The sequence below is a fragment of the Radicibacter daui genome (assembly GCA_030657355.1).
GTDB lineage: Bacteria > Pseudomonadota > Alphaproteobacteria > Radicibacterales > Radicibacteraceae > Radicibacter > Radicibacter daui.
The window spans coordinates 1,809,877-1,824,313 of the sequence record CP131056.1 but is presented as its reverse complement, the minus strand read 5'-3'; the positions used below and the strand labels follow the sequence as shown (position 1 = coordinate 1,824,313).

Sequence of the window (14,437 nt, the reverse complement as noted above, 5' to 3'; positions counted from 1 at the left end):
ACATCAACTGCAGGGGAGCGGCGGATAACTCATGCGCGCTGCCGTTATCGTATTTCCCGGTTCCAACTGCGATCGCGACCTTGCGGTGGCTCTGGAAAGGTCGACGGGCAAGCCGCCCGTCATGGTCTGGCACGGGGATAGCGAACTCCCCGATGTCGATTTCATCGGCATCCCCGGTGGCTTCTCCTACGGCGACTACCTGCGCTGCGGAGCCATCGCGGCCAACTCCCCCATCATGCGGGCGGTGAAGCAGAAGGCCGAGGCCGGCGTCGCCGTGCTCGGCGTGTGCAACGGCTTCCAGGTGCTGGTGGAAACCGGCCTGCTGCCGGGCGCGCTGCTGCGCAACGCCTCGCTCAAATTCGCCTGCCGCGATGTGCGCCTGTCGGTGGAGAGCAGCGATAGCGTCTTCACCCGCCGTTACAATGCCGGCGACGTGCTGACCATCCCCGTTGCCCACCATGACGGCAACTACTTCATCGATGATGACGGGTTGAAGCGCCTTGAGGATAACGGCCAGGTTGCCTTCCGTTATGTCGAGGACACCAACCCCAACGGCTCGCTCGGCAACATCGCCGGCGTGTTCGACGCCAAGCGCCGCGTGCTGGGCCTCATGCCCCACCCCGAGCGCGTGACCGAAGCCCTTGTCGGCGGCACCGACGGCAAGGCCCTGTTCGACAGCCTGGTGGAGAGCCTGTAAGCCATGGCCCAGCGCGACGTTACCCCCGCCCTTGCCGCCGAATTCGGTCTGAAGCCCGACGAATACGCCCTGGTGCTGGAGATCATGGGCCGCACGCCCAGCCTCACCGAGCTCGGCATCTTCTCGGTGATGTGGTCGGAGCACTGCTCCTACAAATCCTCCAAGGTCTGGCTCAAGACCCTGCCGACCAAGGCGCCCTGGGTCATCCAGGGTCCGGGCGAGAATGCCGGCGTCATCGATATCGGCGACGGCCAGGCCGCCATCTTCAAGATGGAAAGCCACAACCACCCGTCCTTCATCGAGCCCTATCAGGGTGCGGCGACCGGCGTGGGCGGCATCATGCGCGACGTTTTCACCATGGGCGCCCGCCCGGTGGCGAATATGAACGCGCTGCGCTTCGGCGCGCCCAGCCATCCCAAGACCCGCCATCTGGTGAACGGCGTCGTTGCCGGTATCGGCGGTTACGGCAACTGCATGGGCGTGCCCACGGTTGGCGGCGAGACCAACTTCCACAAGGCCTATAACGGCAACATCCTCGTCAATGCGATGACGGTGGGCCTGGCCGATACCGACAAGATTTTCTATTCGGCCGCCGCCGGTATCGGCTTCCCGGTCGTTTATGTCGGCTCCAAGACCGGCCGCGACGGCATCCATGGCGCTACCATGGCCTCCACGGAATTCACCGAGGAGAGCGAGGAGAAGCGCCCGACCGTGCAGGTCGGCGACCCCTTCACCGAAAAGCTGCTGCTGGAAGCCTGCCTTGAACTGATGCGCGAGGACGCCATCGTCGCCATCCAGGACATGGGCGCCGCCGGCCTCACCTCCTCCTCGGTTGAGATGTGCTCCAAAGGCGGCCTCGGCATGGTCATGGACCTCGATGCCGTGCCCCAGCGTGAAGAGAACATGGATCCGTACGAGATCATGCTCTCCGAAAGCCAGGAGCGCATGCTCATGATCCTGAAGCCGGGATCGGAGGAGCGCGCCCGCGCCATCTTCCACAAGTGGGAGCTGGATTTCGCGGTCATCGGCACGCTCAACGACAGCGGCCGCCTCGTCATCACCATGCATGGCGGCAAGGTCTATGCCGACATGGAAGTGGCGCCGCTGGTCGACAAGGCCCCGGAATACAAGCGCCCGTGGGAACCGACGCCGGCACAGCCCGAGATCGACGCCGCCTCCGTGTCGCTGCCCGGCAGCGTCATCGATGCGCTGAAGGTTCTCGTCGCCTGCCCGGATGTCGCCTCCAAGCGCTGGATCTGGGAGCAGTATGACAGCCAGGTCATGGGCGACACCATCGCCCGTTCCGGCGAGGCCGATGCCGCGCTGGTGCGTGTGCACGGCACGAAGAAGGCGCTCGCCATCACCACCGACGTTTCCCCGCGTTACTGCCAGAACGACCCGGTTCGCGGCGGCATGCAGGCGGTCGTGGAAGCCTGGCGCAACATTTCGGCCGCCGGCGGCCTGCCGCTTGCGATCACCGACAACATGAACTTCGGCAACCCCGAAAAGCCGCGGATCATGGGCCAGTTCGTCGGCGCCTGCCAGGGCATGAGCGAAGCGTGCATCGCGCTCGACTTCCCGGTCGTCTCTGGCAACGTGTCGCTCTATAACGAGACCGAAGGCACCGGCATCCTGCCGACGCCGGCCATCGGCGGTGTCGGCATCCTTGCCGACGCTTCCCGCCATGCCCGCATCGCGCTCGACCGCGACGGCCTCGTGCTGATCGCCATCGGCGGCAAGGGCGCCCATGTCGGCGCCAGCCTTTACCTGCGCGAACTGCACGGTCGTGAAGACGGCGCCCCGCCGGCCATCGACCTCAAGGCCGAACGCCGCAATGGCGAACTGGTGCGCAAGGCCATCGAGGATGGCCTCGTGACCGTATGCCATGACGTGGCGGATGGCGGCCTGCTGGTGACCATCGCCGAGATGTGCATGGCCGGCAAGCGTGGCGCGTCCCTGACCCTCTCCGATCTCGGCGCCGGTGCGCTCTTCGGCGAGGACCAGAGCCGCTATGTGGTCGCGGTCACAGCCGACACCGCCGAGACCCTCCTGCGCCGCTGCGGCGAAGCCGGCGTGCCGGCGGAGCGCATCGGCACCTCGGGCGGGGTCGAATTGACATTGGCAGGGGCCGGGGCCATATCGGTTAACGAACTGGCCACCCTTAACGAAGGTTGGCTGCCGGACTACATGTCCGGCAAGGCGGCTTGAGGCAAGCCCCTCGGAACCCGACCACCCGCACCGACTGACGCTGGAGCGATAACAACGATGGCAATGGACGCAGGCGAGATCATCCGTCTCATTCAGGAAGGCATCCCCGATGCCGAAATCCGGATCGAGGATCTGCGCGGCGACGGCGATCACTACGCCGCCTATGTCTATGCCGAGGCGTTTCGCGGACGCACGCGCGTCCAGCAGCATCAGATGGTATATTCGGCGCTTCAGGGCCGCATGGGGGGCGAACTGCACGCCCTCGCGCTGCAGACCGGCACCCCCGAACAGGCACCCTGAAGGCCGAACCCCCCGGAACTTTCCATCGGGCGCCCCCACGCCCAGGAGCAAGACAAGCTATGAGCAATCCGGTTTTCAACCAGATCCAGGCAGAAATCGGCGGCAACGACGTGGTGCTGTTCATGAAGGGCACCAGCTCCTTCCCGCAGTGCGGCTTCTCCGCCGCCGTGGTGCATGTGCTCAGCCACATGGGCGTCACCTTCCGTGACATCAATGTGCTGACCGACCCGGCGCTGCGCCAGGGTATCAAGGAATTCTCCAACTGGCCGACCATCCCCCAGCTCTATGTGAAGGGTGAATTCGTCGGCGGCTGCGACATCATCCGCGAGATGTACGAGAACGGCGAACTGGCCGAGCTGTTCGAGAGCAAGGGCGTCGCCCAGGCGGCCTGATCGCTCCAGCGACAGTCCCGGCAAGAATGACAAAAAGCCGTCTCAGGCCCCCCGCCCGAGACGGCTTTTTGCTGTGCGCGGCTTTCGCACCCTCCGCGACTCGCTTGCCAACCCCTCCCTCAAGAAGCCGGCTGCGGGTTGCGGCGGAAATTTGACCGTGCCATCGCCCCGGCGCCAACACCAGATTTAGAGTATTGGCAAATAGCTTTCACTATATACTGTTGCCTACAAGACATAGTTAAATGACAGCCCTGTTACAGTTGATGACAACTTGGCGTCAGCTTCATTTCAGCCAGGTTAAATCTTCCTTTTTCAGTATTTCCCTAGTGGATTCCGCTTTCCGTATCGCCTTATTACCGCCGCATTAGCTGGCTGCCCGCTTGGGGCCGCCCTGACGGTGGAGACGGTCAGATGAATGCGATTTCCGGTGAAACGTGGCGGTTCCGGACCATCTGGATTTCCGACCTGCATCTTGGCACCAAAGGCAGCCGCGCGGCTGACCTTCTGGAATTCCTCAAGAAGACCGAAAGCGACACGCTCTACCTCGTTGGCGACATCGTCGATGGCTGGCGCCTGCGCAAGAACTGGTACTGGCCGCAAAGCCACAATGACGTGGTGCAGAAGCTGCTGCGCAAGGCGCGCAAGGGCACCCGCGTCGTCTACATCCCCGGCAACCACGACGAGTTTGCCCGCCACTTCGTCGAAAACAATTTCGGCGTCGTCGAGGTCAAGCAGGACGAGATGCATATCACCGCCGACGGGCGCAAATTCCTCGTCTGCCATGGCGACGAGATGGATGTGGTGATGCGCTGCGCGCCCTGGCTCGCCTATCTGGGCGACACGGCCTACACCTTCGCCCTCTGGCTCAACCGCCAGTACAACCGTATCCGCGCGCTGATGGGCCAGCCTTACTGGTCGCTTTCCCAGCACCTCAAGCACAAGGTCAAGCAGGCGGTCTCCTATATCGGCCAGTTCGAGGGCGGTATCGCCGACATGGCCCGCAAGCGCGGCGCCGAAGGCGTCATCTGCGGCCATATCCACCACGCCGAAATGCGCGAGATCGACGGTGTCCTCTACTGCAATGACGGCGACTGGGTAGAGACCTGCTCGGCGCTGGTGGAGGATTATGACGGCCAGCTGCATCTTCTGCACTGGATGGACATCGACCAGCAGGCGATCACGCTGACCCTGTCAGCAGCCGCCAGCAGTCCGGCTCCGGCCAGCAGCCCCGTCGTCAGCGAGCCCGCGCTTTGAGGCTTGCTGAAGTGATGGACGGCACCATGCGTATCCTGATCGTCTCGGATGCCTGGTACCCGCAGGTCAACGGTGTGGTGCGCACCAATGACACCGTCGCCCACCAGCTGCGCGCGATGGGCGACGAGGTGGAGTTTCTGACGCCCGAGGCGTTCCGCACCTTCCCCTGCCCGACCTATCCGGAAATCCGCCTTGCGGTGCTACCGCGCCGGCGCATTGCCCGCACCATCCGCCGCTTCCGCCCCGATGCGATCCATATTGCCACCGAGGGCCCGCTCGGCTGGTCGGCACGGGCCTATTGCCGGCGCCACAAGCTGCCCTTCACCACCGCCTATCACACGCGTTTTCCCGAATATATCCGCCCGCGTTTCCACGTGCCGCTGGCCTGGAGCTATGCCGCCATGCGGCGCTTCCACAACGCCGCCGTCGGCACCATGGTCGCCACCCGTTCGCTGCGCAGCGAGCTTTCCGACCATGGCTTCGAGCGCCTGCGGCTGTGGAGCCGTGGCGTCGATACCAGCCTCTTCCACCCCTTCGCGGGCGAAGCGCCGGTCATGGATTTTCCCGGGCCCATCCAGCTCTATGTCGGGCGCGTGGCGGTGGAAAAGAACATCGAGGCCTTCCTCAAGACCGATGTGCCGGGGACCAAGGTGGTGGTGGGGGACGGCCCGATGGCCGAGGAGCTGAAGCAGCGTTACCCGGAGGTGAAGTTCCTCGGCTACAAGAGCGGTGAGGACCTGGCCCGCCACTTTGCCGCTGCCGATGTCTTCGTCTTTCCCAGCCTGACCGACACTTTCGGCCTCGTCTCGCTGGAAGCACTGGCCTGTGGCACGCCGGTCGCCGCCTTCCCGGTACCCGGCCCGGCCGACGTGCTGGGCGATGCCCCGGTGGGCGGGCTCGACCTCGACCTTTCCGCCGCCATCCGCAAGGCGCTCACCTGCGATCGCCAGACCTGCCGGGACTATGCGCTCAAATTCTCGTGGGAAGCCTGCGCCCGGCAGTTCCGTGCCAATCTCTTCCCCTTCCCGCCGCCGGACGAGTTCCCGGAAGACTGAAGCCGCTGCCGGTATGGCGGACGTTCTTCCGGATAGCGCTCATACAATTTGTCTTGTCGGAAAGGCGCGCGTGATCAAGTCTCGTAAGTGAACTTTCGATCACTCGGGCTTTTACGTCATCTTGATCTTTGCGCGCATGCTGCGGGCCCTGCCTGCCTTGCTTGCCCTGCTTGGCCTTCCGGCATTGCCGGCCGCCGCCCAGGAATTGCAGTGTGTTGCCACGACCTTCACCCGGCTTGTCGAACAGGAAACGCCGGCCACACCCCCGCACGGGGCCATCATCGATACCGTCGGCGCGCTGGAGCGCCTCAGCGGGCTCAGCATCTCCGTCAGGGTCGTACCCTGGGCGCGCGCTCTCCTGGAGACAACCAACGGCGACAAGGACTGTGTGCTGGGCCCCTACAAGTCCCCGGAGCGCGAAGCCGCACTCGACTATATCGACCAGCCGATCTATCGCGATTTTCACGTCATGGTCGCCCGCCGGGACAGTTCTGCGGACTGGAGCGGCAGCATCGAGGATCTGGCAGGCCGGCGCGTGGTGCTCATCAATGGCTGGTACTATGGCAAGGCGCTGGAAGAAGCCCTCGGCAGCTTCAATATCGCGATTGCCAATTCCGCCGACCAAGGGCTGCTGATGGTCGCCAATAACCGGATGGACATGGTGGCACTGACCGAGCGTGACGCCCTGGGCGGCATCGAGCGGCTTGGCCTTTCCGGCAGGCTGACCCTGCTGAGCCCCCCGTTCGGCTCCCGCGCCGGTTACATTGCCCTGACCCGGGCGCATGACCTCGGCGATATCCGAGGCAGGCTGGAGCAGGCACTTGCCACCCTGCACCAGAGCGGCGAGCAGGCCGCCATCCTTGCCCGCTACGGGCTGCATATCGATGCCGCCTCAATCGACCCTGCACCCGCCGCTGGAACGGTCCCCTCGAACTGAGAACCTGCCCGGCGGCCTTAGACCGGCACCATGAGCGAGCGCTTCAGCTGCTTCAGCACCACGCTGGTGGTGAATTTGCGGATATTGGGGTTCTCAATCATCATCCTGTCCGCCAGCGCATCGAAATCGTCCACCGACGGCACCACGATCACCAGCGTATAGTCGCCCCGGCCGGTCAGTCCCCAGGCTTGCTGCACTTCGGCGGTCTGCTCGATCCAGCGATAAAGCGAGGGCAGCAGCTCCGGCCGGTCGCGCTCCAGTTCCAGTTCGACCAGAAAGCTGACCATCGGACCGACCCGTTTCGGATCGATCAGCGAAACATCGCGCAGGATGATCTTTTCTTCTCTCAGCCGCTGCAGCCGGCGCTGCGCTGCCGAAGTGGAAAGCCCGGCCGCAGCGGCCAGCTCGCCGATGGTGAGGCTCGCATCCTGCTGCATGAGCCGCAGAATCTCGCGGTCCGCCCGGTCCAGAGTCATTATTTTCCCGCCATTGACACATAATCGGGTCAATCATAGCAAAAGGTGGCCAAGATCGGGAAATCAACCCCAAGAGAGCTCGTAAGCTCCACGGCATGACCCAGCAGCCCTTCCCCACCGCCGCCGGCATCGCCGCCGCCGCCCGCCAGATCGACCCGGTGTTTCTGGCCTCGCCGCTCTTCGAGCATCCTGCCGCCAATGCAGCCCTTGGCCTCCGGCTGTTTGCCAAGGTCGAGAGCCTCAATCCCATCCGCAGCTTCAAGGGCCGCGGAACGGACTGGTGGATGGCGCATCAACCGGCCTCGGATCAGCCGGTCGTCTCCGCCTCCGCCGGCAATTTCGGCCAGGGCCTCGCTTATGCCTGCGCCCGTCGCGGGCGACCGCTGGTGCTTTTCAGCTCTACCCGGGCAAATCCGGTCAAGCTGGAAGCGATGCGCCGCCTCGGTGCCGAGGTCCGGCAGGCCGGCGATGATTTTGATGCGGCCAAGGCGGCGGCCCGTACTTATGCAGATGCCAACGGCCTGACTTTCCTGGAAGACGGCGACGACCGGCTGATTGCCGAAGGCGCCGGCACCATCGCGCTGGAGATCGAGCAGACGCTGACAGGGCGAAACATCGGCCTTGATGCCGTCTTCATTCCCCTCGGCAACGGCGCCCTGCTGACCGGCATGGGCACCTGGCTCAAGGCAACCTTGCCGGGCTGCCGCGTCATCGGCGTCGTTGCCGAAAACGCGCCGGCCATGAAGCTCTCGTGGGAGAGCGGAGACGTTATTTCCACCGAGAGCGCCGCAACTGCCGCCGACGGCATTGCCGTGCGCGAACCGGTGCCGTACGCCCTCGCCTGCATGGCGAGCACGGTAGATGAAGTGCTGGCGGCAAGCGAAGCACAGATCAAGGCGGCAATGACCTTCAGCCTCGCCCGTTACGGGCAGGTGAGCGAGGCCGCCGGAGCCGCAGGCCTGGCTGCTGTGATGGCCCATGCCGGACGGTTTGCCGGAAAGACGGTGGCAACGGTGCTGTGCGGCAGCAACGTGCCCGAGGCCCCGGCCCCCTGAACCGGCCGGAGCGCCGCCTCAGTCGGGGCGGCGCTCCTTCGCCGCTTCCCGCCGGGCACGGAAGAAACTGCGCAGCAATTCCCCGGCCGCCTCTGCGCCATCGCCGGCACTCACTTCCGGGCGATGATGGCAGGTCGCCAGTTCATAAAAGCGCGCCCCATGCGCAACGCCGCCGCCCTTGGGGTCCGGTGCGGCATAAACCAGCCGGTCGATGCGGGCAAAGGCGATGGAGGCCGCGCACTGGGTGCAGGGCTCCAGCGTCACATAGAGCGCATGGCCGGGAATGCGCTGCGAGCCAAGCTCGCGGCAACGTGCCCGGATCACCTGCACCTCGGCATGGGCAGTGGGGTCGCTCAGCTCCAGCGTCCGGTTGCCGTCACGCGCCACCACGGCGCCGGTGGCTATCTCCACCAGCACCGCGCCGATCGGCACCTCGCCGCGCCCGGCCGCGGCTTCCGCCTCAGCCAGCGCCAGCGCCATGTACTGCGCATCATCCATCATGACGCCCAGTGATAAGGCGGCGGGCGTCGTGCCGGAAGCAGATTTCACGCCGCCGGGCCCACGATGCGGGCGGCAAGCCACCGCGCCGTCTCGTCGATACCGGCATCGTCCAGCCCGCATACATCCCGCAGCACTACGACGGTCTCCATGCCGGCCAGCAGGGCGAGCCCGTGCAGGATGCGCTGAAACTCCGCAGGCTCCAGCGTGGCGGCCAGCGGCTCCAGCGCCCGGGAGAGCCAGGTCACGCGCCGCGCCCCACGCCGGGCGCCCCCTTCCGGGCTCACCACCAGCCCCAGATAGGTTCGAAAAAGCGGCTCATTGCGCATGATCATTCCGAGCACCGCACTTACCGTCTCGACAGCCCGCGTGGTGGCATCCTGCGTTTCATAAGCCCGATCCAGATCCAGCCGCTCGAATTCGGCGGCGATGGCGTCGAGAATCGCCTCCTCCGCCAGCACCGCGGGCGTGGAGAAATATCGATAGGCGGTCGCCCGCGAAATACCGGCCCGGTCTGCCGCCTCCGGCACTGTCGGCTGCTTTCCTTCGCCCAGAAGCTCTCTGGTTGCCACCAGCAGGGCATGGCGCGTGCGCCGCTTCTGCGCCACGCGCTCGAAACTCTCTTGACTGCTCACCCGATCCTCACTTATGAGACAAATATCTCATTACGAGATCACTATATCATCATGAGACAGGAACAGCCAATGATGAACGCTGTCGCACCCCTTGACCCGACACCCGGCAACACCGTCCATCTGCTGGGAACGCTCGTGACCTTCCGCGCCACCGGTGCAGAAACCGGCGGCGCCTTTTCCCTCGTGGACGTCACCACCGCGCCAGGCCAGGGCACCCCGCCCCACCTCCAGCGCGACGATGAAGAAGCCTTTTATGTGCTGGAAGGCGAATATGAATTCATGATCGGCGGCAAAGTGACCATCAGCGGCCCGGGTGCGTTCCATCACGTGCCGCGCAGCGTGCCGCATGCTTTCCGCAATGCCGGCCTCAAGCCTGCCCGCATGCTGATCATCAACCTGCCCGGCGGCCTGCATGAGAAATTCTTCGCCGAGGCGGGCGATCCGGTAACGGATGCCGCAATCTTCCCGCCGATGAGCCCGCCGGATGTGCCGCGCCTCGTCGCCGCCGGCGCCCGCTACGGCATCCAGATGCTGCCGCCGGCCTGAACGCTGCGTGACTTGCAAGACCTGTCCGGCGTGGCTAGAAGGCCCCATCCTGCCCGATAGCGACACCGGATGGCGGTTCGCCCCCTCGCGTCGCTTGCCGCGCACGAGGGGGCGGACTATTTTCCGGCCATGACCACCTCCGACAACAAGAAACCGCCTCGCCGCCCTGCCGGCGCCGCTGGCGCTCGCAAGCCGGCTGCCAAGGCCGACGCCCCGGCCCCGCGCCCCAACTCTCGCCCGATACGCAAGGCGGTCGCTGGCGGCACCCCTGTGCCTGCCACACTGGCCAAACCGAAGGCCGAAGGTGAACCCGAGCGGATCGCCAAGCGCCTGTCACGCGCGGGCGTCTGCTCGCGCCGCGATGCGGAGCGCTGGATCGCCGAAGGCCGGGTGGTGCTGAACGGCAAGGTGCTGACCACCCCGGCCCAGACCGTCACCCCCGCCGACGTGATCGAGGTTGATGGCAAACCATTGCCGGATATCCAGCCGCCGCGCCTGTTCCGCCTGCACAAGGCCATGGGCCTCGTGACCACGACCCGCGACCCTGAAGGCCGCCCGACCATCTTCGACCATCTGCCGCCGCACCTGCCGCGCCTTATGGCTGTCGGTCGGCTGGACCTCAACTCCGAGGGGCTTTTGCTGCTCACCAATGATGGTGCGCTCAAGCGCTTCCTCGAACATCCCTCTACGGGCCTCAATCGCCGTTATCGGGTGCGCGCCCATGGTTATGCCGATGCGGCAAAGCTGGCGTCGCTTGCCAAGGGTGTCGTCGTCGATGGCGTACGTTATGGCCCGATGGAAGCCCAACTCGATCTCGAGCAGAGCTCGGGCCACAATCTGTGGCTCACCATCGGCATCCGCGAAGGCAAGAATCGCGAGGTGCGTCGTGTGCTGGAAAGCATCGGCCTCAGGGTCAACCGCCTGATCCGCGTCGCCTACGGCCCCATCCAGCTCGGCAAGCTGGAGCGCATGGAGGTCGAAGAGGTGCCGCAGCGCGTGGTGCGTGACCAGTTCGGCAAGGCGCTGGGGCTCTAGGCTCATGCGCATTGTCGGCGGCACGCATCGCGGCCGGGCGCTCGAAGCCCCGGAAGGCAAGGATATCCGTCCGACCACGGACCGGGTTCGCGAGACGCTCTTTAACCTCATCGCCCATGCGAACTGGTCGCCCGGCCTGCATGAGGTGCGGGTGCTCGATGCCTTCTGCGGCTCCGGCGCGCTGGCGCTGGAGGCGCTGTCGCGTGGCGCTTCCCACGCAACGCTGATGGATATCGCCGCCCCCTCGCTCGCGCTTGCCCGCCGTAACGCCGAAACGCTGGGGCTGGCGGAGCGTTGCAGCTTCATCCGCGCCAGCGCCGCCGAGCCGCCGGTAGCGAGCCAGCCGGCCGATCTTCTGTTTCTCGACCCGCCCTACCACAAGGGCCTTGTCGAGGCGGCCCTGCCCGCCCTTGCCCGCCAGGGCTGGGCGGCGCCTGCCGCCGTTGCCTTGTGCGAAATGGCGAGCGACGAGACCCTGTCGCTGTCGGGCATCGGCTGGAAGCTGGTCGACCGGCGCAAATACGGCGCCACCAGCTTGTGGATTCTGGAGCTGGCGCCAGGCGCCTGAACGCCGCCCGCGTCAAAATTCCCGGCAGAATTAGGGCTCCGGGGCGGTGACATATCGCCCCGGGCGCCCTAGATGTTGCCATGAGGCGCCGGCAAGCCGGCCGCTCTCCCTCTTTTTGCGCTCGCAGCGCTCCTTCCTGATTAAGGACCCGTCATGAAGATCACCTGGTACGGCCATGCGACCATCGGCCTCGAGCATGAAGGCAAGCATGTCCTGTTCGACCCGTTCCTGATCCATAACCCGGCCTGCTCGCTGGAGACGCTCGACAACCTGCCCAAGGTCGATGCGCTGGTGCTGACGCACGGCCACAACGACCACATCGCCGATGCCGCCGGCATCATCGAGCGCGACCAGCCGGTGGTCTGCTCCAATTTCGAACTCGCCATGTTCCTCGCCTCCAAGGGCGCGAAAAACCTGCAGCCGATGAACAAGGGCGGCACCGTCGATCTCGGCTTTGCAAAAGTGTCGATGACCAACGCCTTCCACAGCTCGTCCTGGGATAATGGCGACGGCTCCAACACCTATCTCGGCGAAGCCGCCGGCATGGTGGTGAAGTGGGCCAGCCATGCGATCTACCATATGGGCGATACCGAGATTTTCGGCGACATGGCACTCATCAACGAGCTGCACAAGCCCGACATCGCCTTCGTGCCCATCGGCGACCGCTTCACCATGGGCGCCGAGAGCGCGGCGCTGGCTTGCAACCGCTTCTTCGACTTCAAGAAGGTGCTGCCGATTCACCACGGCACCTTCCCGCTGCTGACCGGCACGCCCGCCGCGTTCAAGGCAGGGCTCAAGAAGGGGGAGATGATCAATATCGCCCCGATGGGCAGCATCACCCTTTAAAGGCTATCCCCTGCCTTCCGTCGCCTCAGCTCGCGGCGGAAGGCAGGGTGACTGTTACCTCAAGGCCGCCCTGCGGCCTGTTGGCAGCTACCACCGTGCCGCCATGGGCATCCACCGTGCGGCGAGCAATCGCCAGCCCGAGCCCGAAACCCGGCCCCGGCGCCGCACCGGCAACCCGCACAAACGGGTCGAACATGGTGGCAAGCGCCTCTTCCGGCACGCCCGGCCCTTCATCCACCACCCGCACCACCTGCTGGCCGGTCACCGCATTGCCGCTCACCCGCACCTCCACCGCCTTGCCGGCGGGGGAAAAACGCAGGGCATTGCGCACGATGTTTTCCAGCGCCCGCCGCATCAGGTCGGGGCTGCCCTTGATCGTCGGGCCGGGTTCGGCCTCTTCATCCTCGGCGATGTTGGTGCTCACGGCCACCGTTGCCGCCTGCCCCTCATAGCGCGCATCGGCGATAATGGAGCGCAGCAGGCCGTGCAGGTCGAAATAGCCATCAAGGCTGGGCGCGCCGCTTTCCACGCGTGACAGCGTCAAGAGCTCGCCCACCATCTCGTCAAGGCGGCGCGCCTCCATCTCGATGCGGCCAAGGGAGACATCCATCTTGCGCGGGTCCTGCCGGGCAAGGCCGACGGCCATGTGCAGCCGGGCGAGCGGGGAGCGCAGTTCGTGGCTTACGTCATGCAGCAACTGGTCGCGCGCGGCCATCAGCTGCTGGATGCGGCCCGCCATCGCATCGAAATCGCGGGCAAGGTCGGCAATCTCGTCCCGCCGCCGACCCATCTCGGGCTGCAGGCGCACCTTCAGCTCGCCTTGCGCAAACCGCTCGAACCCGCGCCGCAGGCGGTTGATTGGCCGCGTCAGGTACCAGGCCAGCACCGAGCTGAAGATCAGGCCGGCAACGGCGCCGAGAATGACGATCTCATGCGGGATTTCGAGTGGCCCCGGGTGGCGGCGCGGGCGCTGGACGTAGCGGTAGGCAACCTCCCAGGCCGAGCCATCAGCCGCCACCACGCGTTGCTGCGCCAGTGTCAGGGAGGTGCCTTCGGCCAGTTCGGTATCCTGCCCCGGCACCTCGGGGGTCTCGATGGGGCTGTCGGGTATGGCCGGGCCGGTTGCCGGGTTTGTGACGAGAAAGTCCCGCTGCTCCTCCGGCCATTTGGCCAGCAGGGTAGCAAGGCGGGCCTGTCCGCCAGTCTCCAGCGCATCGGCAGCAGAGGCCACAAGTGCCGGCGCCGTGCGGCGCGCAAACATCAGCTCGGGGCGCCGCGGCGCGCCATAAAGCGCAATCAGCAGCCACAGCGTCTCCACCATCAGGAAGATGGTCGCCCAGAAGCCGATCAGAATCTTCCAGAACAGGCGGCGGCGCATCATGGCCCGGCCCTCCTTCAGCGCAGCGACAGCCCGGCGAGATCGTAGCCGGAGAGGTTTTCCCGCAGGAAGCGGGAGGCCCGGCGCAGATACCAGCCCAGCGCCGCGCAGAAGAGCGTGGCACCGGCAAAACCGAGGGCCAGCACGGGGAGCGGCACGCCCGGCAATCCCGGCGGCGCCGGCGGCATATCGGCAAGCGGCCGGTAGGTCAGGCGCCAGGTGGTGCCTTCCGGCGTTGAGACGATCTCGGTGGCATCATGGTCGCCGGCGGGACCAGGAGCCGGCAAGGCCCGCTCGCCGCCAAGGCTGACAGAAAGGCTGCTGCGCAGCTCCTGCGGCCAGCTGCGCATCAGCCCGTTCAGCTGGTCGAGGCCGCCTTCACGCACTGCCGCCGCTGCGCTGGCCAGCATCACCGGCGCGATCTGCTCGGCGCTGCGCATGCCGGGGGGCATCGGCGGCGTGGCAAAAAGGGTAATGACCAGCCAGAGGGCCTCGACGGAGGCGAAGAACACCATCCAGCTGCCGATCAGGATCTTCCAGAAGAGCCAGGGCCGCAT

17 protein-coding genes are annotated in these 14,437 nt (G+C 65.7%); 12 read left to right on the top strand and 5 right to left on the bottom strand.

Going from position 1 to position 14,437, the window contains the following annotated elements:
• The first annotated feature begins 31 nt into the window (after window positions 1-31).
• The 7 genes from purQ (at window position 32) to QTL98_RS08570 (ending at window position 6,843) form a co-directional block, all read left to right on the top strand.
• Complete coding sequence (gene purQ, locus QTL98_RS08600) at window positions 32-697, top strand: phosphoribosylformylglycinamidine synthase subunit PurQ (protein ID WP_445681806.1); 666 nt, start codon at window positions 32-34, stop codon at window positions 695-697.
• Between the two features lie 3 nt (window positions 698-700).
• Complete coding sequence (gene purL / locus QTL98_RS08595; protein WP_445681805.1) at window positions 701-2,905, top strand: phosphoribosylformylglycinamidine synthase subunit PurL; 2,205 nt, start codon at window positions 701-703, stop codon at window positions 2,903-2,905.
• Between the two features lie 57 nt (window positions 2,906-2,962).
• Window positions 2,963-3,205, top strand: a complete 243-nt coding sequence (locus QTL98_RS08590; RefSeq protein ID WP_445681804.1) for a BolA family protein — start codon at window positions 2,963-2,965, stop codon at window positions 3,203-3,205.
• A 59-nt stretch (window positions 3,206-3,264) separates the two neighbouring features.
• On the top strand, window positions 3,265-3,597 hold the full coding sequence (grxD, locus tag QTL98_RS08585; protein ID WP_445681803.1) for a Grx4 family monothiol glutaredoxin: 333 nt from the start codon (window positions 3,265-3,267) through the stop codon (window positions 3,595-3,597).
• A gap of 411 nt (window positions 3,598-4,008) precedes the next feature.
• A complete protein-coding gene (locus QTL98_RS08580; protein ID WP_445681802.1) occupies window positions 4,009-4,851 on the top strand; it encodes a UDP-2,3-diacylglucosamine diphosphatase in 843 nt (280 codons plus the stop codon).
• Window positions 4,852-4,877: 26 nt separating this feature from the next.
• Window positions 4,878-5,906: a glycosyltransferase family 4 protein gene (locus QTL98_RS08575; protein ID WP_445682113.1), complete on the top strand. Its 1,029-nt coding sequence runs from the start codon at window positions 4,878-4,880 to the stop codon at window positions 5,904-5,906.
• Between the two features lie 121 nt (window positions 5,907-6,027).
• Entirely contained in the window at window positions 6,028-6,843 is an 816-nt protein-coding gene (locus QTL98_RS08570; protein ID WP_445681801.1) for a substrate-binding periplasmic protein, read from the top strand.
• A 17-nt stretch (window positions 6,844-6,860) separates the two neighbouring features.
• Here QTL98_RS08570 and QTL98_RS08565 read toward each other — a convergent pair whose 3' ends face one another.
• Entirely contained in the window at window positions 6,861-7,319 is a 459-nt protein-coding gene (locus QTL98_RS08565) for an Lrp/AsnC family transcriptional regulator (protein WP_445681800.1), read from the bottom strand.
• A 95-nt stretch (window positions 7,320-7,414) separates the two neighbouring features.
• Here QTL98_RS08565 and QTL98_RS08560 point away from each other — a divergent pair, with 95 nt between their 5' ends.
• Window positions 7,415-8,374, top strand: coding sequence for a threonine ammonia-lyase (locus QTL98_RS08560; protein ID WP_445681799.1), 960 nt, complete (start codon window positions 7,415-7,417; stop codon window positions 8,372-8,374).
• A gap of 18 nt (window positions 8,375-8,392) precedes the next feature.
• Here QTL98_RS08560 and QTL98_RS08555 read toward each other — a convergent pair whose 3' ends face one another.
• Both QTL98_RS08555 and QTL98_RS08550 read right to left on the bottom strand, forming a co-directional pair.
• Window positions 8,393-8,854, bottom strand: a complete 462-nt coding sequence (locus tag QTL98_RS08555) for a nucleoside deaminase (RefSeq protein WP_510637557.1) — start codon at window positions 8,852-8,854, stop codon at window positions 8,393-8,395.
• 65 nt (window positions 8,855-8,919) lie between these two features.
• Entirely contained in the window at window positions 8,920-9,507 is a 588-nt protein-coding gene (locus QTL98_RS08550) for a TetR/AcrR family transcriptional regulator (protein ID WP_445681798.1), read from the bottom strand.
• A 69-nt stretch (window positions 9,508-9,576) separates the two neighbouring features.
• On the opposite strand from QTL98_RS08550, the gene QTL98_RS08545 reads away from it, so the two are divergent.
• The 4 genes from QTL98_RS08545 (at window position 9,577) to QTL98_RS08530 (ending at window position 12,502) form a co-directional block, all read left to right on the top strand.
• The gene (locus tag QTL98_RS08545; protein ID WP_445681797.1) at window positions 9,577-10,053 is read left to right on the top strand and encodes a cupin domain-containing protein; all 477 of its coding nucleotides are present in this window, start codon (window positions 9,577-9,579) and stop codon (window positions 10,051-10,053) included.
• A 69-nt stretch (window positions 10,054-10,122) separates the two neighbouring features.
• On the top strand, window positions 10,123-11,088 hold the full coding sequence (locus QTL98_RS08540; RefSeq protein WP_445681796.1) for a pseudouridine synthase: 966 nt from the start codon (window positions 10,123-10,125) through the stop codon (window positions 11,086-11,088).
• Between the two features lie 4 nt (window positions 11,089-11,092).
• Entirely contained in the window at window positions 11,093-11,656 is a 564-nt protein-coding gene (gene rsmD, locus QTL98_RS08535) for a 16S rRNA (guanine(966)-N(2))-methyltransferase RsmD (RefSeq protein ID WP_445681795.1), read from the top strand.
• Window positions 11,657-11,809: 153 nt separating this feature from the next.
• Window positions 11,810-12,502 (top strand): metal-dependent hydrolase, encoded by a 693-nt coding sequence (locus tag QTL98_RS08530; RefSeq protein WP_445681794.1) that lies wholly within the window; start codon window positions 11,810-11,812, stop codon window positions 12,500-12,502.
• Between the two features lie 25 nt (window positions 12,503-12,527).
• Here the strand turns inward: QTL98_RS08530 and QTL98_RS08525 are convergent, their stop codons facing one another.
• Window positions 12,528-13,883 (bottom strand): HAMP domain-containing sensor histidine kinase, encoded by a 1,356-nt coding sequence (locus QTL98_RS08525; RefSeq protein WP_445681793.1) that lies wholly within the window; start codon window positions 13,881-13,883, stop codon window positions 12,528-12,530.
• A 14-nt stretch (window positions 13,884-13,897) separates the two neighbouring features.
• Window positions 13,898-14,437: a hypothetical protein gene (locus tag QTL98_RS08520; RefSeq protein WP_445681792.1), complete on the bottom strand. Its 540-nt coding sequence runs from the start codon at window positions 14,435-14,437 to the stop codon at window positions 13,898-13,900.